Source organism: Streptomyces sp. SD15 (assembly GCF_054462255.1).
In genome coordinates, this window is the sequence record NZ_JBTLMO010000053.1 from 1 (window position 1) to 26,855 (window position 26,855).

26 protein-coding genes and 2 pseudogenes are annotated in these 26,855 nt (G+C 71.1%); 17 read left to right on the forward strand and 11 right to left on the reverse strand.

The features are described from left to right. On the reverse strand, nucleotides 1–184 hold a 184-nt coding region (locus ACX28W_RS35620; protein ID WP_459004143.1), incomplete at its 3' end, for a hypothetical protein. Between the two features lie 525 nt (nucleotides 185–709). Between ACX28W_RS35620 and ACX28W_RS35625 the strand changes: the two are divergent. Continuing rightward, nucleotides 710–901 (forward strand): annotated as a pseudogene (locus ACX28W_RS35625) (transposase family protein); the annotation flags it as partial. A 282-nt stretch (nucleotides 902–1,183) separates the two neighbouring features. Further along, complete coding sequence (locus tag ACX28W_RS35630; RefSeq protein ID WP_459004187.1) at nucleotides 1,184–1,864, forward strand: hypothetical protein; 681 nt, start codon at nucleotides 1,184–1,186, stop codon at nucleotides 1,862–1,864. On the opposite strand, the pseudogene ACX28W_RS35635 reads toward ACX28W_RS35630, so the two are convergent. Continuing rightward, a pseudogene (locus ACX28W_RS35635) lies at nucleotides 1,832–2,134 on the reverse strand (IS5/IS1182 family transposase); the annotation flags it as partial. The gene ACX28W_RS35630 and the pseudogene ACX28W_RS35635 sit on opposite strands and share 33 nt — an antisense overlap. A gap of 174 nt (nucleotides 2,135–2,308) precedes the next feature. Between ACX28W_RS35635 and ACX28W_RS35640 the strand changes: the two are divergent. The 4 genes from ACX28W_RS35640 to ACX28W_RS35655 all read left to right on the forward strand — a co-directional run bounded on the left by ACX28W_RS35640 (nucleotide 2,309) and on the right by ACX28W_RS35655 (nucleotide 5,600). After that, the gene (locus ACX28W_RS35640) at nucleotides 2,309–2,704 is read left to right on the forward strand and encodes a VOC family protein (RefSeq protein ID WP_351152949.1); all 396 of its coding nucleotides are present in this window, start codon (nucleotides 2,309–2,311) and stop codon (nucleotides 2,702–2,704) included. A gap of 771 nt (nucleotides 2,705–3,475) precedes the next feature. Continuing rightward, the gene (gene dhaK, locus ACX28W_RS35645; RefSeq protein ID WP_459004144.1) at nucleotides 3,476–4,468 is read left to right on the forward strand and encodes a dihydroxyacetone kinase subunit DhaK; all 993 of its coding nucleotides are present in this window, start codon (nucleotides 3,476–3,478) and stop codon (nucleotides 4,466–4,468) included. A 99-nt stretch (nucleotides 4,469–4,567) separates the two neighbouring features. Beyond that, a complete protein-coding gene (dhaL, locus tag ACX28W_RS35650; protein WP_459004145.1) occupies nucleotides 4,568–5,167 on the forward strand; it encodes a dihydroxyacetone kinase subunit DhaL in 600 nt (199 codons plus the stop codon). 1 nt (nucleotide 5,168) lies between these two features. Next, nucleotides 5,169–5,600 carry a PTS-dependent dihydroxyacetone kinase phosphotransferase subunit DhaM gene (locus ACX28W_RS35655; RefSeq protein WP_459004188.1) on the forward strand — a complete coding sequence of 144 codons (432 nt, stop codon included), beginning with the start codon at nucleotides 5,169–5,171 and terminating at the stop codon, nucleotides 5,598–5,600. A gap of 52 nt (nucleotides 5,601–5,652) precedes the next feature. On the opposite strand, the gene ACX28W_RS35660 is transcribed toward ACX28W_RS35655, so the two are convergent. Further along, the gene (locus tag ACX28W_RS35660) at nucleotides 5,653–6,318 is read right to left on the reverse strand and encodes a TetR/AcrR family transcriptional regulator (RefSeq protein WP_459004146.1); all 666 of its coding nucleotides are present in this window, start codon (nucleotides 6,316–6,318) and stop codon (nucleotides 5,653–5,655) included. 159 nt (nucleotides 6,319–6,477) lie between these two features. On the opposite strand from ACX28W_RS35660, the gene ACX28W_RS35665 reads away from it, so the two are divergent. Continuing rightward, nucleotides 6,478–7,242 (forward strand): SDR family NAD(P)-dependent oxidoreductase, encoded by a 765-nt coding sequence (locus ACX28W_RS35665; protein WP_459004147.1) that lies wholly within the window; start codon nucleotides 6,478–6,480, stop codon nucleotides 7,240–7,242. 84 nt (nucleotides 7,243–7,326) lie between these two features. On the opposite strand, the gene ACX28W_RS35670 is transcribed toward ACX28W_RS35665, so the two are convergent. After that, nucleotides 7,327–8,085 carry a glycoside hydrolase family 75 protein gene (locus tag ACX28W_RS35670; protein WP_459004189.1) on the reverse strand — a complete coding sequence of 253 codons (759 nt, stop codon included), beginning with the start codon at nucleotides 8,083–8,085 and terminating at the stop codon, nucleotides 7,327–7,329. A 391-nt stretch (nucleotides 8,086–8,476) separates the two neighbouring features. Between ACX28W_RS35670 and ACX28W_RS35675 the strand changes: the two genes are divergently transcribed. The 3 genes from ACX28W_RS35675 (at nucleotide 8,477) to ACX28W_RS35685 (ending at nucleotide 11,098) form a co-directional block, all read left to right on the forward strand. After that, entirely contained in the window at nucleotides 8,477–9,430 is a 954-nt protein-coding gene (locus ACX28W_RS35675) for a fibronectin type III domain-containing protein (protein WP_459004190.1), read from the forward strand. 21 nt (nucleotides 9,431–9,451) lie between these two features. Continuing rightward, the gene (locus ACX28W_RS35680; protein WP_459004148.1) at nucleotides 9,452–10,381 is read left to right on the forward strand and encodes a LysR family transcriptional regulator; all 930 of its coding nucleotides are present in this window, start codon (nucleotides 9,452–9,454) and stop codon (nucleotides 10,379–10,381) included. A gap of 177 nt (nucleotides 10,382–10,558) precedes the next feature. Continuing rightward, nucleotides 10,559–11,098 carry a hypothetical protein gene (locus ACX28W_RS35685; RefSeq protein WP_459004149.1) on the forward strand — a complete coding sequence of 180 codons (540 nt, stop codon included), beginning with the start codon at nucleotides 10,559–10,561 and terminating at the stop codon, nucleotides 11,096–11,098. Between the two features lie 65 nt (nucleotides 11,099–11,163). On the opposite strand, the gene ACX28W_RS35690 is transcribed toward ACX28W_RS35685, so the two are convergent. The 3 genes from ACX28W_RS35690 to ACX28W_RS35700 form a co-directional block, all read right to left on the reverse strand. Then, a complete protein-coding gene (locus ACX28W_RS35690; protein ID WP_459004150.1) occupies nucleotides 11,164–11,715 on the reverse strand; it encodes a PadR family transcriptional regulator in 552 nt (183 codons plus the stop codon). A 355-nt stretch (nucleotides 11,716–12,070) separates the two neighbouring features. Continuing rightward, entirely contained in the window at nucleotides 12,071–14,086 is a 2,016-nt protein-coding gene (locus tag ACX28W_RS35695; protein WP_459004151.1) for an NADPH-dependent 2,4-dienoyl-CoA reductase, read from the reverse strand. Nucleotides 14,087–14,299: 213 nt separating this feature from the next. After that, nucleotides 14,300–15,079 carry a putative protein N(5)-glutamine methyltransferase gene (locus ACX28W_RS35700; RefSeq protein ID WP_459004152.1) on the reverse strand — a complete coding sequence of 260 codons (780 nt, stop codon included), beginning with the start codon at nucleotides 15,077–15,079 and terminating at the stop codon, nucleotides 14,300–14,302. A gap of 273 nt (nucleotides 15,080–15,352) precedes the next feature. On the opposite strand from ACX28W_RS35700, the gene ACX28W_RS35705 reads away from it, so the two are divergent. After that, nucleotides 15,353–15,820, forward strand: coding sequence for a MarR family winged helix-turn-helix transcriptional regulator (locus tag ACX28W_RS35705; protein ID WP_459004191.1), 468 nt, complete (start codon nucleotides 15,353–15,355; stop codon nucleotides 15,818–15,820). A 12-nt stretch (nucleotides 15,821–15,832) separates the two neighbouring features. Here ACX28W_RS35705 and ACX28W_RS35710 read toward each other — a convergent pair whose 3' ends face one another. Next, complete coding sequence (locus tag ACX28W_RS35710) at nucleotides 15,833–16,594, reverse strand: GNAT family N-acetyltransferase (RefSeq protein ID WP_459004153.1); 762 nt, start codon at nucleotides 16,592–16,594, stop codon at nucleotides 15,833–15,835. Beyond that, nucleotides 16,591–17,511 (reverse strand): NADP-dependent oxidoreductase, encoded by a 921-nt coding sequence (locus ACX28W_RS35715; RefSeq protein WP_459004154.1) that lies wholly within the window; start codon nucleotides 17,509–17,511, stop codon nucleotides 16,591–16,593. The genes ACX28W_RS35710 and ACX28W_RS35715 overlap by 4 nt, the downstream gene beginning before the upstream one ends. 192 nt (nucleotides 17,512–17,703) lie before the next feature. Between ACX28W_RS35715 and ACX28W_RS35720 the strand changes: the two genes are divergently transcribed. From ACX28W_RS35720 to ACX28W_RS35745, 6 genes are all read left to right on the forward strand, one after another. Continuing rightward, nucleotides 17,704–18,309, forward strand: coding sequence for a sulfite oxidase-like oxidoreductase (locus tag ACX28W_RS35720; protein WP_459004155.1), 606 nt, complete (start codon nucleotides 17,704–17,706; stop codon nucleotides 18,307–18,309). Beyond that, nucleotides 18,302–19,081 carry a ferredoxin reductase gene (locus ACX28W_RS35725; protein WP_459004156.1) on the forward strand — a complete coding sequence of 260 codons (780 nt, stop codon included), beginning with the start codon at nucleotides 18,302–18,304 and terminating at the stop codon, nucleotides 19,079–19,081. Before ACX28W_RS35720 ends, ACX28W_RS35725 begins: the two co-directional genes overlap by 8 nt. A 285-nt stretch (nucleotides 19,082–19,366) precedes the next feature. Further along, nucleotides 19,367–19,945 (forward strand): Rv1733c family protein, encoded by a 579-nt coding sequence (locus ACX28W_RS35730; RefSeq protein WP_459004157.1) that lies wholly within the window; start codon nucleotides 19,367–19,369, stop codon nucleotides 19,943–19,945. A gap of 145 nt (nucleotides 19,946–20,090) precedes the next feature. Continuing rightward, a complete protein-coding gene (locus ACX28W_RS35735) occupies nucleotides 20,091–21,962 on the forward strand; it encodes a helix-turn-helix domain-containing protein (protein WP_459004158.1) in 1,872 nt (623 codons plus the stop codon). 356 nt (nucleotides 21,963–22,318) lie between these two features. Beyond that, nucleotides 22,319–23,284 (forward strand): acetylxylan esterase, encoded by a 966-nt coding sequence (locus tag ACX28W_RS35740; RefSeq protein ID WP_459004159.1) that lies wholly within the window; start codon nucleotides 22,319–22,321, stop codon nucleotides 23,282–23,284. Nucleotides 23,285–23,402: 118 nt separating this feature from the next. After that, nucleotides 23,403–24,569 carry a serine hydrolase domain-containing protein gene (locus ACX28W_RS35745; RefSeq protein WP_459004160.1) on the forward strand — a complete coding sequence of 389 codons (1,167 nt, stop codon included), beginning with the start codon at nucleotides 23,403–23,405 and terminating at the stop codon, nucleotides 24,567–24,569. A gap of 148 nt (nucleotides 24,570–24,717) precedes the next feature. Here ACX28W_RS35745 and ACX28W_RS35750 read toward each other — a convergent pair whose 3' ends face one another. Both ACX28W_RS35750 and ACX28W_RS35755 read right to left on the reverse strand, forming a co-directional pair. Beyond that, nucleotides 24,718–25,779, reverse strand: a complete 1,062-nt coding sequence (locus ACX28W_RS35750; protein ID WP_459004161.1) for a hypothetical protein — start codon at nucleotides 25,777–25,779, stop codon at nucleotides 24,718–24,720. Then, nucleotides 25,776–26,546 (reverse strand): class I SAM-dependent methyltransferase, encoded by a 771-nt coding sequence (locus ACX28W_RS35755; protein WP_459004162.1) that lies wholly within the window; start codon nucleotides 26,544–26,546, stop codon nucleotides 25,776–25,778. The genes ACX28W_RS35750 and ACX28W_RS35755 overlap by 4 nt, the downstream gene beginning before the upstream one ends. Between the last annotated feature and the right edge of the window lie 309 nt (nucleotides 26,547–26,855).

Sequence of the window (26,855 nt, forward strand, 5' to 3'; positions counted from 1 at the left end):
CACGAAGTTCCGCATCGGCGGTACGCCCAACCGCCAAGAGTTGAGCCATCAGATCCGCGCCCACCTGGACACTTCCCCGGCCCGACTCGGTACCGACCATGTGGAGCTGTACTACCTGCACCGCGTACCCGACTCGGTCCCCGTCGAGGATGTCGCCGCCGTCATGGGACCTTGCCGCGTCCATGATCCGTCTGCTGGCCGCCTGCCACCATGCCCGGCGCCTCCACGTCGTCGCGGACGCCGCCTACCACGGCAGGGCGCTCCGCAGCCTGCCCGCGACCTGTGCGATCACAACCCGGCCGGCCTGTCTCGGCGGTGCTGTACGACCTCGCCCAGCCGCCCACCGGGCGCCGCGGCCGACTCGCCCTGAAGGGCGAGCGGCTGGGCACGGCGAAGGACCTGGCAGCCGGGCTCGTCTTCACATCGTTCGAGGTCACGCGCTACCGGCGCACCGACACCGTCCACCTGGCCGAGGTCACCTGCCTGTGGTACGGCTCGTTCCACACCCGTACCGTCCGCGTGATCCTCCTGCACGATGAGGACACCGTCAGCGGCTACGACCTGGCCCTGGTCACCACCGATCTGGACACGCCGCTTGCGGAGTTGGTCACCCGGTACGCGTGGCGCTGGTCGATCGAGGTCACCTTCGCCGAGGCCCGCGACCTGCTCGGGGCCGGCCAGGCTCAAAGCCACACCCGCCACGCGGTGGAGCCAGATCGCAGCGGGCTTCGGTATCTCGGTGGGCACCGCCCACTCCTACACCACCGCGGTGATCAGCCTGCTCGCAGAGCGTGCACCGGGCCTGCTCAGGGTGCTGCGCGAGACCGATCCCGGCTACGTCCTGCTCGACGGCACTCTCGCGGAGTGCGACCAGGTCGGCGACAGCCGGGCCGGCTACTCCCACGCTACGAGGCACTCCCCGGCCTCGCCCCCGCCCCATCATCCATGCCCACGTCCACCCGGGGTTCCCGCTACCCGACCAAAGCCATCTAGAACGCACGCGTGTGACGGAGAGTCGTTGTTTGCGAGTGATCGCACAGAAGGCGCAGGTCCAGGGTCTGGCGGTGCGCGTCTCTGAGCCAGGACACGGTAGTTGGAACCTGGCCACGCATGTGGGAACTGGGTGGCTCACGACGCCCCTGGCGGGGCCCTGGGTGTCGGTGGCGTCGGGTTGGATGAGCATGTGACTGTCTATGACGTAGCCCGCCAGCTTCCCGCCATTGCCGACCTGCGGGACCTGTGCCGTTCACTGGCGATGCTCGATGCGATCCTGAGCCCGGACCGGGAAGGTCGGTACTACTCCTTCAACGCCGGTTGGGCCGACGGCGAGGAGATGGCCTCGATGCGCAACGGGTCGGGAGACGAGTACTCGATCGTGTTCTCGGCGGCCGGGGCCTATGTGCGGGGCTTCGACCACGAATCGCCGATGAGCCCCTTTGGCAACGATGGCGAGCCCTGGCCAGGAGTAGTCGACGAGGTCCCCGAGCTCTTCAGGTCCTTCGTCGAGGAGCCGGCGTTCACCGATCAGGAGGGCGTGCCCGTCGTGACGGCCTGCTTGTGGCGGGGACCGACGGACGAGCGGTGGCACCACGGGACGATCGATTTCCCCGAGGGCGCTGTCGATCCTGACGGGGCGACGAGCCTGTTCGGCCTTCTGGTCGACCGTTCTCCGGAAGCGTTCCAGCGTTTCGCCGAGGACTACTACGAGGTCTCGATCGACCTGGGGGCGGTGAGCCAGGTTCATGCCTTGCGGCCGCTGAACCAGGAACTCGTATCGTTGCTGAACCCTGAGGTCAGCTTGGTGGACCTGGCCCAGGACATCTCCGAGATCGGCTATCCGCAGCCGGACCAGGAGTCGGTCTGAACGCTGTCGATCTTCGGCGAGCACGGTCAGCCCTTCATGGAGGTAGCGGTAGGCCGTCGGGACGGAGATCCGGTTGTCGCGGGCGAGTTGAGTCAGCCGGGCACCGTCCAGGAACCAGCGCAGGATCAACACGCTCTGTTTGAACGGCCCCAGGGCGCGGGTGCCCTTGCGGGTCCCGAGACGCTCGCGGTGTTCGAGCAGCAGCTTCGCGAGGGCCTCAGCAGTGGCCCGGCTGACATCGAGCACGCCGGTGTAGGTGATACTGGTCAACGCGTGAAGCCTCTCGGTACCCGGAACCAGTTCTTCGCAGACCTGTTCCTACCAGGGGCTTCTCGCGTATCTGATGCCGGGTCAAGCCCGTCTGATGTCACCTAATCAGGAAGATCTCGGATCCGTCGGACGGGCGGCATACCCTGAGCCCCGTCCACACTATCTGGGAGAGTCATGACAAGTAGGTTCACCGAGTTGGCCGTTGACTGCCACGATCCGGAGAGGCTCGCGGCCTTCTGGTGCGAGGTCCTGGACTTCAAGGTGATCGACCGGAGCGAGGGCAAGGTCGAGATCGGCTCCTGGGTGCCGACCGTCGAGGATGTTCGGGCCCGCCAGATGCCGCCCACCCTGCTGTTCATCCAGGTGCCCGAGGGCAAGACCGTGAAGAACCGGCTTCACCTCGACGTCAGCCCGATCGACGGCAGCACCGAGGACGAGGTGACCAGATTGCTTGGCCTCGGCGCCACCAAGACGGATGTGGGCCAGGGCTCAGACCGAAACTGGGTGGTCATGGCAGACCCCGAGGGCAACGAGTTCTGTGTCCTGCGCACCCTGGCACCGCAGAACTAGGGGGTGTCGTTTGGATCACCTCGGATCAGGCCGCGGCGCCTGGTGCGGCGCATCGCAAGGCGGAGCATTACCCGCGTACTGGGCGTACTCGGGTGATGCGACAACGCGGCGAGGTGCCGTGCCAGGCGTCGCGGACCCGGGGTGATCCAAACGACACCCCCTAGGCCGCGAGCGGGCACCCGCACCCCGTCACACTCCGCAACTATCACGTTGCCGAGAAGACCTCACTGAATGCAACCCCGCCAAGGCTGCGGCGTCCTGCCCTCCGAACCCCTTAACGACATCTGGCAACCAGCCAGAATTTCAGGGATGCTCGGTTCAGCGGGCCGCAACAGTTCTCCACCACCAGGCCTGCAGGGATGGGAAACACGCCCGAGTTTGGGATCGAGACACGAAGTGCTTACTACGCTCACACCGGAGCCCTCCGCGCCTTCGATGAACCCTCGGTCAGACAGATTCTCTACAGTCCGCCCTGAGGCCAGGCTTCGCCCTGCAGCCGGACAGTCGCAGACGTTCCTGTTCGCATCCGCACAGATGATCACCGCATCCCCGGCGTCGGCACCTCCCGGAGCGGGCTTCTCGGGCCGATCCGTATGCACGCCAGCCATATCTGACAACCTGTCACCAAAGTCAGCAACGGGTCAGCATCGGTACCACCAGAACCCGCTTCCGACCGGCACGAACCGCCAAGATCATTTGCTGGCCCAACATGGTCTGACCTGCAAAGATAGAGGTCAGAGGCTCATCTGCTAGTCTCATCAGGAGGTACCCATGAAGATGCTCATCAACGTGGCGGAGACGGTGGTCGCGGACGCGCTGAGGGGTATGGCGGCCGCGCATCCGGACCTCACGGTGGATGTGGAGAACCGGGTGATCGTGCGGCGGGACGCCCCGGTGGCCGGAAAGGTGGGCCTCGTCTCCGGCGGCGGGTCCGGGCACGAGCCGCTGCACGGCGGGTTCGTGGGTCCCGGGATGCTGTCGGCGGCCTGTCCCGGCGAGGTCTTCACGTCTCCGGTACCGGACCAGATGGTGCGGGCCGCGGCCGCCGTGGACAGCGGCGCGGGCGTGCTGTTCATCGTGAAGAACTACACGGGTGACGTGCTGAACTTCGACATGGCGGCGGAGCTCGCCGAGGACGAGGGCATCCGGATCGCGAAGGTCATCGTCAATGACGACGTCGCCGTCACCGACAGTCTCTACACGGCAGGGCGGCGCGGCACGGGCGCGACGCTCTTCGTGGAGAAGATCGCGGGCGCCGCCGCCGAGGAGGGTGCTCCGCTGGAGCGGGTCGAGTCGCTGGCCCGCCAGGTCAACGAGAGCTCCCGCAGTTTCGGTGTCGCCCTGAGTGCCTGCACCACTCCGGCCAAGGGCAGCCCGACCTTCGACCTGCCGCCCGGGGAGCTGGAGCTGGGCGTCGGTATCCACGGCGAGCCGGGCCGGGAGCGGCGCGCGATGATGACCTCGCGCGAGATCGCCGACTTCTCGGTGCACGCGATCCTGGAGGATCTCCATCCGCGCGATCCCGTCCTTGTCCTGGTGAACGGCATGGGCGCGACGCCACTCCTGGAGCTGTACGGGTTCAACGCGGAGGTGCAGCGGGTGCTCGGCGAGCGCGGGGTCCCGGTGGCCCGCACGCTGGTCGGGAACTACGTCACCTCGCTGGACATGGCCGGTGCCTCGGTGACGCTGTGCCGGGTGGACGAGGAGCTGCTGCGACTGTGGGACGCGCCGGTGAAGACGCCAGGGCTGCGCTGGGGTGTGTGAACCCGGTCAGCACTTGGTCGCCGCCCGGTCGTCAGCCACCGATCGACAGCCACCGATCGTCGACCACCGGTCAACGTCCGTACCACGCAAGGAGATTCTGTGCTCGACACCGGCTTCTTCCGCCGTTGGATGACGGCGACCGCCGCGTCCGTGGACCGCGAGGCGCAGCGGCTCACCGACCTTGACTCGCCCATCGGCGACGCCGACCACGGCACCAATATGCAGCGCGGCTTCACCGCCGTGGTGGCCACGCTGGAGAAGGAGGCGCCGGACACCCCCGGCGCCGTCCTCACGCTCGCCGGGCGCCGGCTGATCTCCACGGTCGGCGGCGCGTCGGGACCGTTGTACGGCACCTTGCTGCGCCGTACGGGCAAGGCGCTCGGGGACGCCGCCGAGGTCACCGAGGAACAGCTCGCGGACGCGCTGCACACGGGCGTCGACGCGGTGATGACGCTGGGCGGTGCCGCACCCGGCGACAAGACCATGATCGACGCGTTGGTTCCCGCGGTGGCCGCGCTCTCCGACTCCTTCGCCGCGGCGAAGGCGGCCGCCGAGGAGGGCGCCGTCGCGACAACGCCGTTGCAGGCCCGCAAGGGCCGGGCGAGCTATCTGGGCGAGCGCAGCATCGGGCACCAGGATCCCGGCGCCACGTCGTCGTCGCTGCTGATCGGGGCGCTCGTGGAGGCGTCCGGTGAGTGACATCGGGAACAACGCGCCCAGCGACGCCAAGGACGAACTCGTCGGCATCGTGCTCGTCTCGCACAGTGCCGCCGTCGCCGCCTCGGTGGCCGAGTTGGCGACAGGACTCGCGGGCGGCGGCACGACCGCTCCTGTCGCCCCGGCCGGCGGCACGGTGGACGGAGGCCTTGGCACCAGCGCGGAACTGATCTCCGCCGCGGCCGCCTCCGTGGACCGCGGCGCGGGGGTCGCCGTCCTCACCGACCTGGGCAGCGCGGTCCTCACCGTGAAGGCCCTCCTCGCGGAGGGCGACGAACTCCCCGACAACACCCGGCTGGTGGACGCGCCCTTCGTCGAGGGCGCGGTGGCCGCGGTCGTCACGGCCTCGGCGGGAGCCGACCTCGCGGCGGTCGAGGCGGCGGCCGTGGAGGCGTACACCTACCGGAAGGTGTGACACCAGAGCCGGCACCCCCGGGACCCAGTAGCCCAGCGGCCGCTGCGTCTCCTCAGGCGAGTCCTTCCGCCGCGACGACGAGGGCCGAGCGCATGGTCGCCATCAGTTCGGCCTGCGCCGTCGCGGCGTCCCCCGCCGCCTCGGGAGCACGCCAGGCATCGTGCTCGACCGCCGTACGCAGGGCCGCGTTGAGCATGGCGGCCTGGATCTCCGACCGCAGGTCGACGGCGGGAAGGCCGGCGCGGTCGGCGAGGGCGCGGGCGAAGACGGGCTCGGCCTCGTCGTGCGCCTGGAGCCAGACCGCGCGCAGACCCGGCTCGGTACGGGTCAGCCTCAACAGCGCCCGCACCTGGGGGAGCTGCGATCGCGCCATCGGCCGTTCGCCGGTCATGACCGCCCGTCCCAGGGCCTCGTCCAGAGGCCGGCCGGGGCGCCACGCGCGCAGAGCGGCGGCGATCGCGTCGATCCCGGCCGCGAACAGCGGGCTCACGCAGCTTTCCTTGCTCGGGAAGTAGCGCCACACGGTGCGCGCGGAGACCCCGACGGCCTGTCCGATCTGCTCTCCGGTGGTCGCAGCCACCCCTTGGGCGACGAACAGCTCCACGGCGGCACGGGCGATCTCGAGGCGGATCTCGGCCTTGCGCTCCTCGGTCAGCGGCGGCCGCCCCGTACGGCCGCTGCCCCGACCCGGGGGTTGGGCGATCGCGCCGTCCGGCACTGGTGCCTCCTCGATTCGGCGGGCGGCTGCCGCCCGGGACTGGCGTGAGTCTAACGATCTCGAAAAGGGTGCGAGACTTTATGTCATTCAGAGACATTAAGTCGTACCGTCTGCAGCGCAGCAGCTCGTTGCACCTCAAACGCATCTTTGGAGCACGTCATGACCACCACTGGACTGGCCGGCCGCAGCGTCATCGTCACCGGCGCGAGCTCGGGCATCGGGCGTGCCACCGCCCTCGCCTTCGCAGCGGAGGGGGCGCGGGTCGTCGTGGCCGACCTCAACGCCGAGGGCGCCCGCGCGGTCGTCAAGGAGATCGAGGCGGACGGTGGCACGGCCGTCGCCGTCACCGGCGACCTGAGCGAGCAGGCCGTCGTCGACCGCGTGGCCGCGACCGCGGTGGAGCGGTTCGGCGGAGTGGACGTGCTGGTGAACAACGCCGGGATCATGGACCGCATGTCGGCGGTGGCGGAGGTCGACGACGCGGAGTGGGAGCGGGTCATCCGGGTCAACCTCACCGCCCCCTTCCTGCTCACCCGGGCGGTGCTGCCGCACATGCTGGAAGCCGGAAAGGGAGCCATAGTGAACACCGCCTCCGAGGCGAGCCTGCGTGGTAGCGCCGCGGGGGCCGCGTACACCGCCTCGAAGCACGGCATCGCGGGCCTCACGAAGTCTCTCGCCGTGACCTACCGCCACCAGGGCATCCGCGCCAATGCCATCGCGCCGGGCGGCACGAAGACCGGCATCACCGTGGATGTCAAGGACGGCGCCCACGGGCCCGCGGTGCTCGCCTCGTACATGGGGAACGTCGGCCACCCGGCCGAGGCCGAGGAGCAGGCCGCCGCCATCGTGTTCCTCGCCTCGGACGCGGCGAGCAACATCAACGGCGTGATCCTGCCCGTCGACAACGGCTGGGCCGCTGTCTAGGGCCTGTCCGGCGGATCAGATCGGCGTGCCGGACCCCGCGTCTCCGGCATGATCCGCCGGACAGGCCCTAACCTCCGGACGGCATCAACGGCCCGATCCAGGCCGCTGGTTCCCCGACCCCGCGGCCGTTCGGCCGCCGCGAACGAACTGCCGGGCCAGTCGCTCGCCGAGCTTCACGGCGGCCGCGCGCTTCTCGATGGGCGACACCCGGGAGTTCTTGAAGGCGATGTAGGTGACCCCGGAAGGTGCCCCACCGCCGCGCGGGTCGGGGCGGATACCGAGCGCTTTGGCGGTGGCGTACGAGGCCTCGCCGATGATGTCGTACGGCCCGGCGTCTCCGACGACCGCGTACTGGACCCGGTTCCGGTGGATCACGGCGACCACCGAACCGCCGCGGATGCCGTGGTCACGGTGGTTCCAGATGCGGCTGGGGGTGGGCACGACGACGTACGGGAGGGTCTCGGCGCTCAGATACCGCCCGTCGGACTGCGTGTAGGCGGTGCTGTCGGAGAAGAAGGGGTCCGTCCGCCCGTTGCACAGGCGGCCCGGGCGGCCGTCGCAGTCGATGTCCATGTCGGCCTTCCAGTACACGGCGCCCCGCACCCCGCAGACGGGGACCTTGGCGCGGGTTCCGCCGTCGGTGCGGTAGCGCCCGTTCGAGACGGGAACGCAGTCGCGCACCTTCGCGAGGAGGTCGGCGGCGCGGACGTTTCTCTCAGCGGCGTGGGCGCTTCCCCCATACGCCGCCATCGCGGGACGACTTGGGTGGGCGGCAACGGGAGGCACGACGGAAGCGAGCAGGGTGGCGCCGGCCGCGGCCAGCGTCAGCAACTGGACACGCACGATGAGAGACCCCCGCCTGGGGTCATTGACGGTCATCCGCCCAAATTTGGCGGGTATCTGACGGTTCGTCCAATACCATGGGGCCGGACGGCGTACGGCGGCGTCGGCGGGCTCCGTGCAGCCGAGGGCCCGAGCCGCAGTCGGCCCGGGCCACTCGACCGCCTTCACCGGCGCGGGATCAGCGACGACAGCGGTCCGCGCCCGCGGGTGTGAAGTCCCCTGGGAAAAGGGCGAGTTCACACCGCGCCGGAGTTCAGCATACGTGCAGCCCCAGGACAGTCCGGCGAACGGTCACCGCCCCCTTGATGCGGTCGCGTCAACGATGTCTTATAGGTACAGACCAATCCTGTCGAGGGAAGGCAGACCCGTGCGACGCGTCTCCCTTGCGTTGATGTGCGGCTCGCTACTCGTCCTGACGTCCTGCGGAGGGGGCGCGCGCAACGACGACGGGGGCGGGCGGCTGCCCCCGGCCCCGCTGGGTGTCACCGCCGCGGCGGGCAGCGCGACCAGCGTGCACGTCATGTGGAACCGGACATCGGGGGATCCGGAGGTCGCCAGGTACGAGGTGTACCGCGGCGCCACCAGGGTCGAGAAGGTTCCCGGGGCGGAGCACATGGCCGACATCACCAGGCTGGCCCCGTCCACGACGTACGTCTTCACGGTCCGCGCCGTGGACGCCGACGGGAACCCCGGACCGTCCAGCAAGGAGGTGCGCGCCACCACACCGGCCGCGGTCGCCGCGGACCGCACGTCCCCGACCCGCCCAGGTCGGCCGCACGGCAGAGCGGCCGGGAGCCGGGCGGCCCAGTTGGAGTGGTCACCGTCGTCGGACGACCGAGGGGTGTCCTCGTACGAGATCTACCAGGGCGCCTCGAAGATCCACAGCGTGGGCGGCGGGCAGACGGCGACCGTGGTCACCGGGCTGCGCCCCGGCACGGACTACTCCTTCACCGTCAGGGCGCGGGACGCGGCGGACAACGTCTCCCCCGCGAGCGACGCGGTCCGGCTCGCCACCGCACCGGGTGCGGACGACGACCGGGGCACGGCGCCGACCGCCTTCCGCGCGAGCACCCACCGCGAGGACGGCGCGTACTTCCTCGACCTCTCCTGGCTCCCGCCGCGGACGGACGGAGTGATCACGGAGTACCGGATCCATCTGGACGGACACCCGGCGACCTCGCTCGTCTGGGGCGGCACACCGCCCCGCGGCCGTGCCACGTACAGCTTCTACGTCGGGCGGGAGGCCGGGGTCGCGCACCGCGTGCGGATCAGGGCCAAGCTGCCGGACGGCACGTGGGGCGGGTTGTCGGCGGAGCGGACGGCGACGACGGGCGCTCCGCGATAGCGGAAACATAGTCTTACCCGTATGGCCCATAGCGAATCCAATACCGCTGCTCCCCTCGATCTCTCCTTGCTGCGCACCTTCCTCGCCGTACATCGCGCGGGGTCGTTCACGGCGGCCGCGCGGCTGCTCGGCCTGTCCCAGCCGACGGTGACGACGCAGATGCGGTCGCTGGAGGAACAGTTGGGGCGTGAATTGTTCGAGCGGCAGCCGCGGGGGGTGGTGCCCACGTCAGTGGCGGACGACCTGGCCGCGCAGGTCTCGGCTCCGCTGGACGCGCTCGCGGTGATCGCGGACCGCGGCGGGTTCGGCGCCGACCAGGCGCCGGACCCGGTCCATGTGGCGGGCCCGGCCGAGCTGCTGTGCACGCGCGTGCTGCCCGCGCTGGCGCCGCTGGCCGCGCGGGGCGTACGCCTGAGGGTCAGCACCGGTCTGACCGACGAACTCCTGGACGGGCTGCGCGGCGCCCGCTTCGACCTGGTGATCGCCACGACCCGGCCGCGCGGTCGCACCCTGACGTCCGTGCCGTTGATGGACGAGGAGTTCGTGCTCGTCGCCTCGCCCCAATGGGCCGAGCGCATCGGACCCGACCGGGTGGCCGCCGAGGGACCCGCCGCGCTGCACGGGGCGCCCCTGGTGACGTACGCCGAGGATCTGCCCATCGCCCGGCGCTACTGGCGCCATGTGTTCGGGGTGCGGCTGACCGGGCAGGCCGCGATCACGGTGCCCGATCTGCGCGGCGTCCTCGCGGCGGTCGTCGCCGGCGCCGGGATCACCGTGCTCCCTCGCTATCTGTGCCTCGCCGAACTGGCCTCCGGAGCCCTGGTCCCCCTGTTGGTCCCCGAGGATCCGCCGATCAACACCGGGTATCTCACCCAGCGGCCCGGGGCCTCGGACAATCCGCATGTGGCGCTCGTCCGGGAGCGGCTGCTGCAAGCGGGCCGCACCTGGTGACGTACTCCTTCGCTGCTCCTTCGTCCGCCGGACGAAGGAATACGTCACCTGCCCGGTCCCCGTCCGCATGCGGGCCGGACCTGATGCACGTTGGCTCTCCCTGAGGCAGCACGGGCCTTTCCAATCCTCGGCGGCGCATGGGATGTACCGCCAACCGTGCCGCTGGAGGCCAGTCCTATGCGTACTACTCAGATCCTTCTCCGCTCCGGCCTGACCGTGGCCGCCGCCGCTGCGCTGCCGCTCACCCTGGCCGCCCCCTCAGCCGTCGCGCTGGGTTCGGGAATCTCCGTAAGCACCAGCGGGTCCACGGTTTCGGTCACCACCAGCGCCTGTCCGAGCAACGGCAGCAGTTTCGGTAACGCCTCGCTGCTCTCCAGCGGGCAGGTGAACTTCGCCCAGGGTCGCCAAGTGTCGTTGACCGGGACGAGCACCAGTCAGTCGGCGGCCTGGTCGGACGTCGGCGTCGGCACCTATACCGTCATCGTGGTCTGTCAGGACGGGACGACAGCGGGTACCCAGGCCATCATCGTGTCCGCCCCCTCGACCCCCAAAATCTCCGCGACGGCCTCGCCGACGCTCGGGGTGCTGGGCGGTCTCGGCGGCACCACCAGGGACTATGGCACCCTCACCCTCGTGGGCGGCGGAGCGTTGGTCGCCACGGGCGTCACGGCGGCGGGCTGGTTCCTGCGCCGCCGGGCCAAGTCCAACCGGCTCTGATCCGGGGTCCGTCGCACGGCGGCTGTCCGCCCGACTCCGGTCGTGGGGCGGCCGCGGGCGGGCACTTACCGGCGCTCGGGCTCGGGCACCTGCTCGAACTCCTCCAGCGCGTGCGTCAGCCACTGCGTCCAGAAGGTCTCCAGGTCGATTCCGGCGCGCAGTACGAGGTGCCGTAGGCGGTCCTGGGGAGTGTCCTTGCCGGGCGGGAAATCGCGCTGCTGGATTTCCTCGTACTCGGCGAGCTGTCGCTGGTGCAGGGTGAGATGGTGACGCAGATCCGCCTCGATGCCCGCGGTGCCGACGACCGCCGCGGCGCGCAGCCGCAGCAGCATCGTGTCGCGCAGCGGCTTCGGGGCCTGGGACGCGGCCGTCCAGCGGGCCAGTTCGTCACGGCCCGCGGGCAGCACCTCGTAGCTCTTCTTCTGCCCCCGGGCCGGCTGCTCGGACGGCAAGGCGCGGATGTATCCCTCGGCCTCGAGTTTTCCCAGCTCGCGATAGATCTGCTGATGCGTGGCCGACCAGAAGTAGCCGATCGACTTGTCGAACCGCCGGGTCAGCTCGAGGCCCGACGACGGCCTCTCGAGCAGGGCGGTGAGGATCGCGTGCGGGAGTGACATGGAGTCATCCTAGGGACGGCCGCACGGCGAACGGGCCGTGCGGTGGACGGACCCGTGCGGTGGACAGAGCCGTGCGGTGGTCCTACGGCGGACCGGCCGTCCGGCGCCTAGGACCTGTCCGGTCGATCACGGTGGAGGAAAGCAGCGGCGCCTGTCCGATGCCGGTGAGCGGGGTGTGGTGCGTGCAGCTGCAAGGCGGAGGAGGGCGGCGACGCGATGGGGGTCCCCCTGTTCGAGCGAAGCCGAGAACTTGGGGGAGTCGGCAACCGACGACAACGCCGCAGATGTGCGCCCGCCGCGGAGCGGCTGGTGTCACTGCCACCCCGCGTCTCCGCCGTGATCGACTGGACAGGTCCTAGAGGGCCGCCGCCAGCTCCGTGCCCTGCTTGATGGCGCGCTTGGCGTCCAGTTCGGCGGCCACGTCGGCACCGCCGATGAGGTGCACGCTGTGACCCGCGGCGGACAGCTCCTCGAACAGGTCGCGGCGCGGATCCTGCCCGGTGCAGAGGACGACGGTGTCGACCTCCAGGACCTGGCTGTGCCCGTCGACGGTGACATGGAGTCCGGCATCGTCGATCAGGTCGTACTGGACGCCCGGGACCATGGTGACGCCCCGGTGCTTGAGCTCGGCGCGGTGGATCCAGCCGGTGGTCTTGCCCAGGCCGGCGCCGACCTTGGAGGTCTTGCGCTGGAGGAGGTGGACGGTGCGCGGCGGGGCGGGCCGCTCGGGCGCGGCGAGGCCGCCGGGCGCCCGGTAGTCCATGTCGACGCCCCAGTGCCGGAAGTACGTCGCCGGGTCCTCGCTCGCCTTGTCGCCGCCGTCGGTCAGGTACTCGGCGACGTCGAAGCCGATGCCGCCGGCGCCGAGGATCGCGACCCGGTCGCCGACGAAGGCGCCGTCGCGCAGCACGTCGAGGTAACCAACGACGCTCGGGTGGTCGACCCCGGGGATCTCGGGGGTGCGCGGGCGGACGCCCGTGGCGACCACGACCTCGTCGTACCCGCGGACGTCCTCGGCGGCGACGCGGGTGTTCAACCGCACGTCCACGCCGTGCAGTTCGAGCTGCGTACGGAAGTAGCGGATCGTCTCGTCGAACTCCTGCTTGCCGGGAACCCTGCGGGCCACGTTGAGCTGCCCGCCGATCTCGCTCGCGGCGTCGTAGAGCGTGACGTCGTGGCCGCGCTCGGCCGCGGAGACCGCGCAGGCGAGTCCGGCGGGGCCCGCGCCCACCACGGCGACCCGCTTGCGCAGCCGGGTCGGGGAGAGGACGAGTTCCGTCTCGTGGCAGGCGCGCGGGTTGACCAGGCAGGAGGTGATCTTGCCGCTGAAGGTGTGGTCGAGACAGGCCTGGTTGCAGCCGATGCAGGTGTTGATGGCCTCGGGGCGCCCGGCCGCCGCCTTGGCGACGAAGTCGGGATCGGCGAGCATCGGGCGGGCCAGCGACACCATGTCGGCGTGGCCTTCCGCCAGCAACTGCTCCGCGATTTCGGGGGTGTTGATGCGGTTGGTGGTCACGAGGGGGATCGAGACGGCGCCCATGACCTTCTTGGTCACCCAGGCGTACGCGCCGCGCGGCACGGAGGTCGCGATGGTGGGGATACGGGCCTCGTGCCAGCCGATGCCGGTGTTGATGATCGTCGCTCCAGCCGCCTCGACGGCCTGGGCGAGCGTGACGACCTCCTCCAAGGAGGAGCCGCCCGGCACCAGGTCCAGCATGGAGAGGCGGTAGATGATGATGAAGTCCTCACCGACGGCCTCACGGACACGCCGGACGATCTCGAGGGGGAAGCGCGTGCGGTTCTCGTACGAGCCGCCCCAGCGGTCCTCGCGTGTGTTGGTCTCGGCGGCGATGAACTCGTTGATCAGATAGCCCTCGGAGCCCATGATCTCGACGCCGTCGTACCCGGCCTGCCGTGCCAGCCGGGCGGCACGCGCGTAGTCGTCGATGGTCCGCTCGATCTCGGCGTCGGTGAGCGCGTGCGGCGGGAAGGGGCTGATCGGCGCCTGCAGGGCGCTCGGGGCGACCAGGTCCCGGTGGTAGGCGTACCGCCCGAAGTGCAGGATCTGCATCGCGATCCGGCCGCCCTCACGATGCACCGCGGCCGTGATCTCCGCGTGCTGCTCGGCCTCCGCCTCCGTGGTGAGTTTCGCGCCGCCCTCGTACGGCCGCCCCGCCTCGTTGGGCGCGATCCCGCCGGTGACGATGAGACCGACGCCGCCGCGGGCCCGGGTCGCGTAGAACTCCGCCATCCGCTCGAAGCCGCGCTCGGCCTCCTCCAGGCCCACGTGCATGGAGCCCATCAGCACGCGGTTGGGCAGGGTGGTAAAGCCCAGGTCGAGCGGGTTCAGCAGGTGCGGGTAACGGCTCATCGGGCCCTCCGTACGCGGTGTCGTGTGTCTGTTGTAGACGACGGACCCCGCTTTGTGCAACTAGTTGCACAAAGCGGGGTCGTCCGGTCCAGGGCGGGGTCGGTGTCGCGTACGGCCCGGCTCGCAGCCGTCGGCCCCGTCCGGTCGCGGGCCGGGGCGGCGTGACGAGAGGGGGCCGGGGTCGTGGCATGCCGGACGAGTGGACCCGAGCGCTCAGGCACTGGTGCCGATCACGACGTTGGCGTACAGCTCGTCGCAGACGGCCAGCCTGGCGGTCAGGCCGCTGCGGGCGAAGGCCTCGACTGCCAGGGGTGCCTGACGCTCGCTCGTCTCCACCAGGAGGCAGCCGCCCGGGGCCAGCCAGCGGGGCGCCTCGGCAGTGACCCGGCGCAGGATGTCGAGGCCGTCCGCGCCGCCGTCGAGCGCGACGAGCGGTTCGTGGTCGCGGGCTTCCGCGGGCAGCAGGTCGACCTCGTCCGTGGGGACGTACGGCACATTGGCGGCGAGCACGTCGACGCGGCCGCGCAGCGTCTCCGGCAGGGCCGCGAACAGGTCGCCCTCGTGTACGTGGCCACCGAAGGGCGCGACATTGCGGCGGGCGCAGCGCACCGCGGCCGGGTCGATGTCGGCGGCGTGCAGTTCGGGCCCGCCGAGGGAGGCGGCCAGCGCGGCGCCCACCGCGCCGGAACCGCAGCACAGGTCCACGACGAGGGATGCGCGCGGTGCTTGGGCCACGGCCAGGTCGACGAGGAACTCGGTGCGGCGGCGGGGCACGAAGACACCTTGCTCCACGGCGACGCGCAGACCGTGGAACCCGGCCCAGCCGAGGACGTGTTCGAGGGGCAGTCCCGAGACGCGCCGCTCCAGCATGGCGGTGACCTCGTCCGGGGTGCGGGCGGTGGAGAGGATCAACTCCGCCTCGTCCTCGGCGAAGACACAGCCCGCGGAGCGGAGCGCGGCGACAAGAAAATCAGCGGAAGAAAAAGGGGGCATGGAAGCCGAGAGCCTTTCGATGAGCCGAAGGGCGCTCTCGCGGTCACCTACAGGCGGTGAGCCGCATCGCCTCGAGGTGAGAGCACCCGACTTGACCTAGCGGTAATGGGTCCCACCTCCTCGGCAACTCCTCGGCTGGGGCGGTCCACAGCCGGGACGGCCACCTTACAGGAACGGCCGGACGCCGACCGGTACCTTCAGGTCAAGTTGTACTATGCAACCAGGGGATCGAAGGGAGGTCTCGTGACAGCAGCCGAAGGTTCCGATACGACCATGGTCACCACCGGAACATCAGCCGCAGAGGCGGCCGTCGAGACCATTCATCGCGAGATGACGGCGTTCGCCCGCCGGGCCAGGGCCTCGGCGGGGCGCATGCATCCGGAGCTGTCCCTGGTCTCGTACACCCTGCTGGGTCATCTGGAGGAGCGCGACGGCTGTCGTGCCACCGATCTGGCCTCGCACTACGCGCTGGACAAGTCCACGGTGAGCCGGCAGGTGGCGGCGCTGGAGCGGGCCGGGCTGATCGAGCGCCGACTCGCCCCCGAGGACCACCGGGTGCAAGTGCTGCATCTGACGGAGGCGGGCACCCGGATCCTCGCCCAGGTCACCGAGAGCCGCCGGATCGCGTTCCGCGAGCGGCTCACGGACTGGCCGGAGGAGGACCTGGAGCGGTTCGCCGGGTATCTGGTGCGGTACAACAGGGCATCCGAAGCACCCGTCGGGAAGACCTCCGCGCGCTGAGGAGATCCTCCGTCACCGGGCCCCGGCCGGCTGCCCGTTCGCGAGGTGTTCGGGCACCCGTGCCGCCAGGAAGCGGGTGGTGCGGCGCAGCTTGAAGCCGAGGGACTCGTAGAGCCGGATGGCGTTGGTGTTGTCCGCGGCGGTGTGAAGGAACGGGGTCTCGCCGCGCTCGCGTATGCCGTGCGCGACGGCCAGGATCAGCCGGGACGCGAGGCCCTGGCCACGGAAGTCCGGGTCGGTGCAGACCGCGCTGATCTCGGTCCAGCCCGGCGGGTGCAGTCGCTCCCCCGCCATGGCGATCAGCGCGCCGCCCCGGCGGATCCCGAGATAGGTGCCGAGCTCGACGGTGCGCGGCAGGAAGGGGCCGGGCCTGGTGCGCTCGACCAGGTCCAGCATCTCCGGTACGTCGGCCGGACCGAGCGGCACCGCCTCGGCGTCCGGTGCCGCGGCGAGCCCGTCGTCGACGAGCTGTACGCCCTCGAGGCTGAAGGTCACCTCCCAGCCGTCCGGTGTCCGACCGCCGAACCCGGCCAGCGCGGCCTCGCCGCCGGGGCCCACGAGGGCCGCGAGGTCCGCCCAGTCGTCGGCGTCCGGATCGTCGGGCAGGGCCAGCCACGGCGATACGTCGACGGGATAGCGCAGGACGCGGCCGCGCCGCTCGGCGAAGTGGGCGTGCGGGCCGGTCAGCGCGCCGAAGGCAGGGCTGTCCAGCGGGTGGGACGCGCTCGCCTCGCTCAGGCTCACCTCGCTCGTGCTCATGTGGACCTCGCTCATGCGGCGACCTCGATCACGATCTTGCCGCGCGCGTGGCCGTTCTCGACCGTGGCCAGCGCCTCGCCTGCCCGGTCGAGCGGGAAGGTCTGTGTGACGAAGGGCCGGAGGCTGCCGTCGGCCACGAGCCGCGCCACCTCGTCGAGGACGGCCGCGGTACGGGCCCGCTCGACCGGTACGCCGCCGAGTCGCGCGACCGTCTCCCGGTCCGCGCCGGTGATCAGCTTCGTACGGTCGGCCACCAGCGTCGCCGCGGCTTCCAGCACCTCGCCCCCGACGAGGTCGAAGACCGCGTCGACTCCGTCCGGCGCCGCCGCCCGCGTCCGCTCCGCGAGGTCGGGGCCCGACGGCACGTGCACGGCCCCGAGCGACTCGACGAAGTCCTTCTTGCCCTCGCTCGCGATCCCGACGACACGCAGCCCGAAGGCGCGCGCGATCTGCGTGGCCGCGACGCCCACGCCGCCGCCCGCACCGGTGATCAGTACCGTCGCTCCGGCGGGCAGACCGAGCTGGCGGATCCCGTCGTACGCGGTCGCCGCCGCCACGGGCAGCGCCGCCGCGTCCGTGAAGGAGAGCTCGGCGGGCTTGCGCGCCGTCACCGTCGTGGGCAGCAGGGCGTACTCGCTGTATCCGCCGGCCACCGGATTGCCGAAGACCTCGTCCCCCACGGTGAACCCGGTCACATCGGGGCCGACCTCCTCGACGACTCCCGCGACCTCGCTGCCGAAGACGGCCGGCAGCTCGCGCGCCTCGGCACCGGGACGGCGAAAGCCCGTCCGCAGCTTCCAGTCGACCGGGTTCACGCCCGCCGCGCGCACCGCGACGAGCACCTGGCCGGGCCCCGGACGCGGCCGGTCCCGCTCCACCAGGGCCTCGGTCTCCGGGCCGCCGTACCGCGTGAAGACGTACGCCTTGGGCATCTGTCCGCTCCCTCTCTCCTTCGGCGTCACCGCCAGTCGCCACCAGAGGCAAGGAAGATCGCGACACGGCTATTCCCGGGCCGCCGGAGAGTTCATACGTCCGCAATGATCAGCGCCCCACGCGGGGACGGAGCATCGTCGACCGCCACGTACGGTTGAATGCGTAAGCACCGTCTGGAGGCACCACCCGTCATGAACGTCACCCGAGGCTTCACCGGGCGCCCGCGCATCGACAACGCCGGACTGCCACCCGGCCAGTACGACGCGGGCGACGACTGGCCCGTCCTGTCCGCCGAGGTCACCCCCGACCTGGCGCCCGCCGACTGGACCTTCCGGATCGACGGTCTGGTGGCCGAGCCCCGCACCTGGGACTGGGAGCAGGCGCACGCGCTGCCCGCTTCGGCGTACGAGGGCGACATCCACTGTGTGACGAGCTGGTCGAAGTTCGGTGTGCGGTTCGGCGGCGTGTCCCTGGACGCGTTCCTCGATGTGGTGCACCCCGACGGGTCCGCCACCCACGCGGTCGCCTACTCGCACACCGGGTACACCACGAACCTCCCGCTCGCCGACCTCACCGGCGGTCGTGCCTGGATCGTCTGGGAGTACGACGGGAAGCCGCTCCCCGCGGAACACGGTGGCCCGGCACGGCTGATCGTGCCGCACCTGTACTTCTGGAAGAGCGCCAAGTGGATCGCGGGACTGCGCCTCCTCGACCACGACGAGCCGGGCTTCTGGGAGCAGAACGGCTACCACGCACGCGGCAACCCCTGGGAAGAGCAGCGCTACTCCGGTGACTGAGACGACGACCGAGACGACGACCAAGGCTTTCCTGCCGCCGACGCGCTTCGCCGTGCCGGGGCGGATCGCCGTGAGCAACCGGGCCGCCGCCACGTGGCAGACCGCCACACTCACCGAGATCCGCCGGGAGACGCCGCACGCCGCCACCTTCCGGTTCGCGGTGCCGGAGTGGACGGGTCACCTGCCCGGCCAGCACCTGATGCTGCGGCTGACCGCCGGAGACGGGTATGTGGCGCAACGTCACTACTCCATCGCGTCGCCGCCCGACGACGCCGGACACATCGAGCTGACCCTGGACCATGTCGAGGGCGGCGAGGTCTCCGGCTGGTTCCACACCGTGGCCCAGCCGGGTGACTCGGTCGAGGTGCGGGGGCCACTCAGCGGCTTCTTCGCCTGGCCCGGCGACCGGCCGGCGCTCCTCATCGGCGCCGGCTCCGGCGTCGTACCGCTGATGTCGATGCTGCGCCACCACCGCGCCCGCGGACTGGACGTACCCCTGCGCCTGCTCGTCTCCGCGCGCGGTCCCGAAGAACTCATCTACGCACGGGAGTACGGCGAGGAGACCACGCCCGTCTTCACGCGCAGCGCGCCGGAGGGTGTGGCCGTGGGCCGTATGACGGCCGCGCAGGTGGCGCCGCTCCTGGCCGAGGAGCCTTCCGGTGGGTGGGAGGCCTATGTGTGCGGCTCCAACGGGTTCGCGGAGCACGCGTCGCGGCTGCTGGTCGAGGCCGGGCAGCCGGTGGACCGGATCCGCATCGAGCGCTTCGGCTGACGCTGACGCCGACGCCGACGCCGTTGAGAGCGTCAACGCCGTTCGGGTGTACGACAGTTGAATGACGGCACGAGCCGTCGATACTCACGGTGATCGTGCGGGCAACCGGTCTCGCGGCGGGAATCGGTGGCGCGTCAGTATGCGTCGAGTGCCGCTGGGCGGGCATCGGTCAGGGTGGGCTCCTGTTCGCTGCAGGGAGTGGTTCACCGGTTCTGGCGGGGACTCGGGGGTTCCCGATGGACGCTCGCAGCCGCGGGCGGGGACTTCGGTGGCGAGGAGGTGGAGATGCGCACCCGGTTACCGGGCTGGCGCCGGCGCCGCAACGCGCTGCGCCGCCGCTCGGACGTCATCGAGGCGTGGACGGTGATGACGGTCGCCTTCCTGTTGTTCGTCGGTGCGCCCCTCGCCGGGGTGACCGTGGGATGGCGGGTGTACGACGGCGCGCAGACGCGGGCCGCGGCGCAGCGAGCCGAGCGGCATCAGGTGCGCGCCGTGATCGTCGCCGCGCCCGCGGCGGTACCACTGCAGGGCGGCCCACAGCCCCCGTACCGGGTGAAGGTGCGCTGGACCGAGCCTGGCAAGGGGGCCCGGATCGGAGAGGCCCGGGTTCCCGCGGGCAAGCGACGCGGCGAGCGCGCCGACATCTGGCTGGACTCCCACGGTCGGAGCGTCGGTCCACCGGTGAACCACACCGCGATCTGGCAACACACACTGACGACCGGTGTGTTCACCGTCGGCGGCTCCGCGGCCGCCGTCCTCGGCGCTCACTTCGCGGTACGGCGCGTCACCGCACGTCGGCGTCTGGCCGAATGGGAGCGGGACTGGGCGCGTACGGGACCGCAGTGGACGCGGCACACGGCATGACGGTCGGGTGGCGGACGAACCGCCGCGACCGGCCGCCGCACCCCGTCCTGGACCAAGCAGCCGCTGGCCTGCTCGCCGCCCACCACCGAACACCCTCTACGGTGTCAATATCGGCCGGCTGAGCAATCGACACGGAGAGGACGCCATGCCCACGCTGAACAGCCTGTGCGAGGAGCCCGACTTCTGCCTTCGCCTCGCCCTTGGGGGCACGACGGCCGACCGAGTGGTGGATTCCGTACGAGCCCTCTCCATGACCGCGTCCACGGGCAACCCGCCGGAAGACGTCAGGGACGCGCTGGTGGTGATCGGTGACTTCTGGGACTCCGGGCGGAAGTCAGTCCGTGAGGAGGTCGAGCCGTTGTTGCGCCAGCTGTCGCGACAGCGGGCCGCCGGCCTCGCCGTGGTGGTCCCGCGGCACGGGGCGGAGGCCGTTCCGGTGACCATTCGCAGCTCGGCCGCTCGTCTCGACGTACCGCTGCTGACCACGACGAAGACGCTGCGTGACTGGCATGAACTGATCCCGCGGCTGCGCGAGTTCCGCTTTCGGCAAGCCGAGTGGCACGCCGATCAGCTCACGGCCCTGCTGAACCGGCTTCCGGACCGTCTCTGGGAAGCGGACGCGGGCGCGATGCAGCGGATCGCGGACTGGCTGGCGTCGGCCGTGGACGCGGACGTACTGGTCAGTGATCCCTCGCGCGGTGTCCTGGCCGCGGCGCCGGGCACCCTCGCTCCGCCGCTCGTGCGGCAGGTCGCCCAACTCGTCCATCCGCACCGGGAGTCGGTCCCGCTGAGCGCGACCGGTTCGGCCGCGGTGCTGTCCGTGACCAGCCGCCGTCCGCTCGACGACGTGCGCACCGATCTCCTGCGGCACGCGGCCAAGGCACTGGGCCTGATCGACCAGGCCCAGTTGCAAGACCAAGTGGTGGAGTCCCGGCGTGAAGTGCAGTTGAGCGTACTGCAACTGCTGATGGTGGGTGAGGAGGTGGCCGCGCAGCGCGTCATGGCGGGGTTGGCCCCGGGGCTGTTGGCGACCGAGTCGGTGCATGTGTATGTGATCGACTGCGGGCGGGAGGACCGTGAAGTGGCGGCCCTGCAGGCCGAGAACGCACTGGCCGGACGCGCGCTGCTGGCACGGTGCCCGGCCTTCAACCACTTGATCGTGGTCGATCCGCTGCCGGCGGTCGCGGACGCTCCCGGAAGCGTCCGCGACGCGCTGGGAAAGATCGTGGCCGAAATCCCCCGGCATCACATGGGCGGCAGCCGGGTGCACGCGCTCAGCAGTGTGGCGGATGCCTACACGCAGGCGGCCAACGCCTTGGTGACGGCACGCCGGGCGCCCGGCAGGGTCGCGCTCGCCGAGGAGCGGACCGACTTTGTGGACGTGCTCCCGCCGGACACGGCACGACGCTGGGCGGGCACGCTGCTGCGCCCCGTGCTCACGCTGCCGGCCGGTCAGCGTGAACAGCTGGTACGGACACTGGAGTTGGGGCTGTGGGCGCAGCACACGGCCGTCAGCCGCCTCCTCGGCGTCCACCGCAACACGGTGACGCACCGCGTCAACAAGGGCTTCGATCTGCTCGGCCTCGACCGCGGCCAGGTCCTCAACCGGGTGGTCGTCTCGACGGCACTCCAGGTCGTCGTCAAGTACGGGCACGACGCGCGCTCGGCCGACCCGGCGGCCGACTTCACCGCGATGGTGTCCGCTCCGGAGGTCCGTGCCTGGGCCGACTCGTTCCTCCAGCCGCTGCGGACCGACCGCCGCGATCTGCTGCGCACGCTCCGCGTCTGGCTGGAGAACGACACCCACACCCAGCGCACGGCCGCCGCGCTGGACCTGGCGCCGGTGACGGTCCGCAGCCATCTCCGGGCCGCCACTCCCCTGATCCAGCGCGATCTGCTGGTGGGCCCGGACGAGACGGGCGTGCCCGGCGAACACGAGCAGGTGCTCAGCGGTGTACGCCCCTTGGCCTTCGCCCTGCACGCCAGCACCGGCCGCCCCTCCCTGCCGGTCGCCTGACGTCGGACTGTGCACCGGCGACACGGAACTCCGTCCCCCTTGTGCACCGGGAGCGGCCCACTCCGCGTCGCCGGCCCACCGGACCGGGAGACTGTGCACGTGTGACATGGCACGGACGAACAACGCTCCCTAGCGTGATGCCGGTCCACCCGACACCTACTCACGGGAGCGGAACGTGTTGAGCAGCAGAAGGGCGCACCACACCATGCACCACACCACCGCGGCGCCCGCACCGGGTCTGCGACTGGCCAACGTCGGCCGGTGGGCGGGACTGTCCGAGGACTGAACCTGGCGGCCGTCCGGCCGTACACGTACGGTGTGATCATCCGCACCCATGACGTCAAAGGTGGTCCTTCATGGCCCTGTTCGACCTCCCCCTCGACGAGCTCCGCGAGTATCGCAGTGCCTCCGCCGAACCCGAGGACTTCGACGCCTTCTGGGCCAAAACCCTCCAGGAGACCCGCGAGCACGACCTCGACGCCCGCTTCGAGCCCGTCGAGACGCAGCTCAAGACGGTCAAGGTGTACGACGTCACGTTCACGGGGTTCGGCGGGCACCCGGTCAAGGGCTGGCTCACCCTGCCGGCCTGGGCGAACGCGCCACTGCCCGCGGTCGTCGAGTTCGTCGGGTACGGCGGCGGGCGCGGCCTTCCGCACACGCATCTGCTGTGGGCCTCCGCGGGCTTCGCGCACTTCGTGATGGACACGCGCGGCCAGGGCAGCGCCTGGGGCGGTGGCGAGACGCCGGACCCGGTGGGCAGCGCGCCCGCGTTCCCCGGTTACATGACCCGTGGCATCGACGCGCCCGAGAACTACTACTACCGCCGTGTGTTCACGGACGGTGTGCGCGCCGTGGAGGCGGCCCGCTCGCATCCGCTGGTCGACCCGGCGCGCACCGCGGCCGTCGGCGGGAGCCAGGGCGGCGGCATCACCATCGCGGTGGGCGGCCTGGTCCCCGACCTGGCCGCGATCGCACCCGACGTGCCGTTCCTGTGCGACTTCCCGCGCGCGACGACGCTGACGGACCGCCACCCGTACCGGGAGATCGGCAGCTACCTGAAGACCCACCGCGGTCGCACGGCGGACGTCCTGCGCACGCTGTCCTACTTCGACGGGGTGCACTTCGCGGCGCGCGGCAGCGCACCGGCCCTCTTCTCGGTCGCCCTGGAGGACCAGACCTGCCCGCCCTCCACGATCTTCGCGGCCTTCAACGCGTGGGACCACGAGGACAAGAAGATAGAGGTCTACGACTTCAACGACCACGAGGGCGGCGGCCCCTACCAGGAGGCGGCCAAGCTGAACTGGCTGCCCGCACACCTCTGACAAAACCCAGGGCCTGTCCGATGGCCACGACTTCCTTCCAGCCCGACCAGTCGGTACGGTCGGGGCGTCCGGCGTCCGGGCGGGCGGCGACTGACAGCTGACGCATGATGGAGGTCCCATGCCTCACTCCGAGCCACACGTGCAGGGCCACTGCGACGCACGCTTCACGGCGGTGCGCGCCGCGTTCGAGGAGAACTTCCACGACCGGGGTGAGCTGGGCGCTGCCGTGGCGGTCACGCTCGACGGCGAGACCGTGGTGGATCTGTGGGGCGGCTGGGCCGACGCGGCGCGCACCCGCCGCTGGGAGCGCGAGACGCTGGTCAACGTGTGGTCGACGTCGAAGGGCCCGACATCGCTGTGCGCGCACATGCTGGCCGATCGCGGGCTGCTCGACTTCGACGCCCCGGTGGCCGTGTACTGGCCGGAGTTCGCGGCGGCCGGCAAGGAGTCCGTCCGCGTACGTCATCTGCTGTCGCACCGCGCGGGGCTGGCCGGGCTGCGCGAGCCGCACACGCTCGCCCAGCTCTTCGACTGGGAGTTGACGGTCGCGCGACTCGCGGCGCAGGAGCCCTGGTGGGAGCCGGGGACGCGGTCCGGCTATCACGCGCTCACGTTCGGCCATCTGGTCGGTGAGGTGGTGCGGCGCGTCTCGGGGCTGTTGCCGGGTGCGTTCCTGGAGCGGGAGGTGACCGGGCCGCTGGGAATCGACTTCACCATCGGGCTGCCGGAGAAGGAGGCCGACCGGGCGGCCGAGCTGGTGCGCTCGTCGGCCGCTCCGAGCAGTGAACAGGCGGCGGCCTTCGCCCGGTTGGCGCCCGCCGCCGTCGCCGCCCTCGCCAATCCGCCCGTCGGCGCCGCCGAGGCCAACTCGCCGGTGTGGCGGGCCGCCGAGATCCCTGCCGCCAACGGTCACGGCACCGCCCGCGCGGTCGCCGCGCTGTACGGGATCTTCGCCGGGCGCGGATCGTTCGGCTCCCGGCGGGTGCTGTCGCCGGAGGCGGCCGAGCGGGTGCGCGAGGGGCAGGGCGCCTGCCGCGATGTGGTGCTGGGGGCCGGGTTCGAGCACGAGACGGAGATCGGGCTCGGGCTGTGGCTGAGCGGCCCGGGTGGCTCGTACGGTCCCAACCCGAGGGCTGTCGGCCACGACGGCTTCGGCGGCTCCTGCGGTCTCGCCGACCCGGAGGCGGGCCTCGCCCTGGGATACGTCATGAACCGCATGGGGCCGCACATCGCCGACGACCCGCGGAAGATGGCCCTGGTGGACGCCCTGTACAGCGCTCTCTGACCTGTCCGGGCCGGGAATGCAGTCATGTGACAGATTCCAGGAACGCCGCACGCGTCCAGCTTCGAGATCCAGTCCTTCAACGCCGATCTCCTCGACTTCATCCGCGGCTGACCGCACGCGTCCGCGCGGTGCTCCTGATGAAGGCACGTCACAGACGGGAGTACGGGCGGTCCTTGACGCGATCGTGGATCCCGCGCAGCCACGGCTGACGGACATCCGGCAGCCGTGCCAGCGTGTGGAGGAACACTCTCAAGTCGGGCTGGAACAGCCCCCATGGACGCGGCGGCAGCGGATCGTCGCGGAAGACACCGTCGGGCATTCCGCCGGCCACGGGAACCGGCAGCCGTTCGCGGTGAAAGGCCAGATGCATCCACACATCGACGGCCAACGGCACGGCAACCGCGGTGCCCGACGGCTGCCATGCCTTCCCCGTCTGCGGATGCCGCGGAACCAGGGCGATGTCAGGGGCGGGGCCGGGCGCTGACAGGCCCGGTCCGGCCAGCGCCATCTTCTTGACCGGCGGCCCCGGCGGGAGCAGCGCGTCGAGCGCGCGGCCGAACGTGTCCGCGACGAGGCCGTCGGGGACGGCCACGGGTGCGTCCGCCGAGGCCGCCAGCAGGTGGGCCAGCGCCGCGCCGGCCGCCGCCTCCCACCGTGGGCTCCACGCCCCGGACGGCTCGACCGGCGGCGTTCCCTGCCCCTCCTGCGCCGACGTCTCCCAGTCGGCCGTCCGGCGAGCGGGGCCGTCGGCGAGGAGGCGGCGTACGGCGTGCGGGGCGAGCCACACGGCCTGCCAGAGGGAGCAGTCGTCGATACGGGTCGCCACCGCCTGCCCGCACTGCGCGCAGGCCAGGTTCGGGCCTTCGCTCCCGTCCAGCCCCATGCAGTAGCCGCCGCAGTGCTCGGGGATCAGGACGGTGCCGCGGGTGTCACCCGGCGCGACGACGATCGCTCCCGGTGCCCCGAAGGAGAGCGAGCGGACCGGCGCGAACACACCGCGGGCTTCCGCTCCGTCCACGCCGATCTCGCTCCACGGCCGCCATGGCGGCCCGAAAGGCTCCGGGTCGACGGCGTACGTCCCCGGTTCCATCAGCGCGGGGAGCAGTTGGTGTCCGTACTTGTGGTGGGCATGGTCGGGGAGCGCGGTCTGCGACACAGGGGCGGTCAGCACGGCGCCGCACCCCGCACACGCGAACACGGCATTGCTCACGCGGGCGCCGTCCCCCTCCCCCGCGTGGCCACGACCATCCGGCACCGCGGGCTGCCGTCCGGCCTGCGCCCGAACTCGGGCAGCGTGTGGAGCTCCACCTCGAACCCGGCCAGGGTCAGCTCCCGCTGTACGTCGCCGAGCCGGAACGCCCGGTAGTACATGACGAACGGCGGACGCCAGACGGCGTTGCGCACCCGCATCACCGCGTCGAATCCCAGCAGGGCCCAGTACCACGGCGAGGTGGGCCGCGGCGGGGCCATGACGGGGAACGCGAAGCGCCCGCCCGGCCGCAGCGCGGAGTGGACCTCGGCGAACAGACGCGGCAGCTCGCGCGGCAGGAAGTGTCCGAACGCGCCGAAGCTCACCACGAGGTCGAAGGCGGGCCGGAAGGGCAGGGCGCGGGCATCACCACGCACCCGTGCGACGCGCGGCGCGCCGGTGCGCGGTGCGGTGAGGTGCCCCTCCGCGAGCCCCGTCCGCTCCCGCCCCACAGCGAGCATCCCGGCGCTGATGTCGATCCCGGTGACGCTCTCCCGGCAGAGCTTCACCAGGACGTCCATGCCCGCCCCGGTGCCGCAGCACAGGTCGAGCCCGTGGTCGAACGGGCCCAGCGGTCCAAGTGCCCGGCCGACCGCGTCAAGAATCGAGTCCGGTGTCCGGAACGGTGTGTGGTCGAACTTCGGCGCCAGCAGGTCGTAGCCGTGCTCGACGGACGACAGAGCCTGAACGGCCAGTTCGCGGAGGGTGGGACCGTGCGGGGTGAACATCACGTTCAGTTTAGGGCAGCGCGTACCGCAGGCGCTGGCCCAAGGTCCTTTTCATGACTTCGTTGCCTGCCGCCCCCGCCTGGTTGGCCGACGCTGCCGAACTTCTTCGCCTTCCAGCCCGCTCTCGACTTCGGTTACGCGCGCGAGAATCCGGCCGAGCCCTGACACGGGCCGGTCGACTCCGAGGGCCCGCGCGCCGACCGGGCGGCCTTGCGTGCGATCAGGGGCCTCGCCCGTCTCCACGATCGCCAGCTTGCGGATGGCCCGGTAGTCGACCCCGTAGTAGCGCTTTTGCAGCGTGCCGCCGAG

Bases quoted from the DNA above. Each gene is read 5' to 3' on its own strand.
- ACX28W_RS35640 (WP_351152949.1), top strand. From the start codon at position 2,309: ATGACAAGTAGGTTCACCGAGTTGGCCGTTGACTGCCACGATCCGGAG.
- dhaK (WP_459004144.1), top strand. From the start codon at position 3,476: ATGAAGATGCTCATCAACGTGGCGGAGACGGTGGTCGCGGACGCGCTG.
- ACX28W_RS35665 (WP_459004147.1), top strand. From the start codon at position 6,478: ATGACCACCACTGGACTGGCCGGCCGCAGCGTCATCGTCACCGGCGCG.
- ACX28W_RS35675 (WP_459004190.1), top strand. From the start codon at position 8,477: ATGTGCGGCTCGCTACTCGTCCTGACGTCCTGCGGAGGGGGCGCGCGC.
- ACX28W_RS35680 (WP_459004148.1), top strand. From the start codon at position 9,452: ATGGCCCATAGCGAATCCAATACCGCTGCTCCCCTCGATCTCTCCTTG.
- ACX28W_RS35685 (WP_459004149.1), top strand. From the start codon at position 10,559: ATGCGTACTACTCAGATCCTTCTCCGCTCCGGCCTGACCGTGGCCGCC.
- ACX28W_RS35690 (WP_459004150.1), bottom strand. From the start codon at position 11,715: ATGTCACTCCCGCACGCGATCCTCACCGCCCTGCTCGAGAGGCCGTCG.
- ACX28W_RS35695 (WP_459004151.1), bottom strand. From the start codon at position 14,086: ATGAGCCGTTACCCGCACCTGCTGAACCCGCTCGACCTGGGCTTTACC.
- ACX28W_RS35700 (WP_459004152.1), bottom strand. From the start codon at position 15,079: ATGCCCCCTTTTTCTTCCGCTGATTTTCTTGTCGCCGCGCTCCGCTCC.
- ACX28W_RS35705 (WP_459004191.1), top strand. From the start codon at position 15,353: ATGGTCACCACCGGAACATCAGCCGCAGAGGCGGCCGTCGAGACCATT.
- ACX28W_RS35710 (WP_459004153.1), bottom strand. From the start codon at position 16,594: ATGAGCGAGGTCCACATGAGCACGAGCGAGGTGAGCCTGAGCGAGGCG.
- ACX28W_RS35715 (WP_459004154.1), bottom strand. From the start codon at position 17,511: ATGCCCAAGGCGTACGTCTTCACGCGGTACGGCGGCCCGGAGACCGAG.
- ACX28W_RS35720 (WP_459004155.1), top strand. From the start codon at position 17,704: ATGAACGTCACCCGAGGCTTCACCGGGCGCCCGCGCATCGACAACGCC.
- ACX28W_RS35730 (WP_459004157.1), top strand. From the start codon at position 19,367: ATGCGCACCCGGTTACCGGGCTGGCGCCGGCGCCGCAACGCGCTGCGC.
- ACX28W_RS35735 (WP_459004158.1), top strand. From the start codon at position 20,091: ATGCCCACGCTGAACAGCCTGTGCGAGGAGCCCGACTTCTGCCTTCGC.
- ACX28W_RS35740 (WP_459004159.1), top strand. From the start codon at position 22,319: ATGGCCCTGTTCGACCTCCCCCTCGACGAGCTCCGCGAGTATCGCAGT.
- ACX28W_RS35745 (WP_459004160.1), top strand. From the start codon at position 23,403: ATGCCTCACTCCGAGCCACACGTGCAGGGCCACTGCGACGCACGCTTC.
- ACX28W_RS35755 (WP_459004162.1), bottom strand. From the start codon at position 26,546: ATGTTCACCCCGCACGGTCCCACCCTCCGCGAACTGGCCGTTCAGGCT.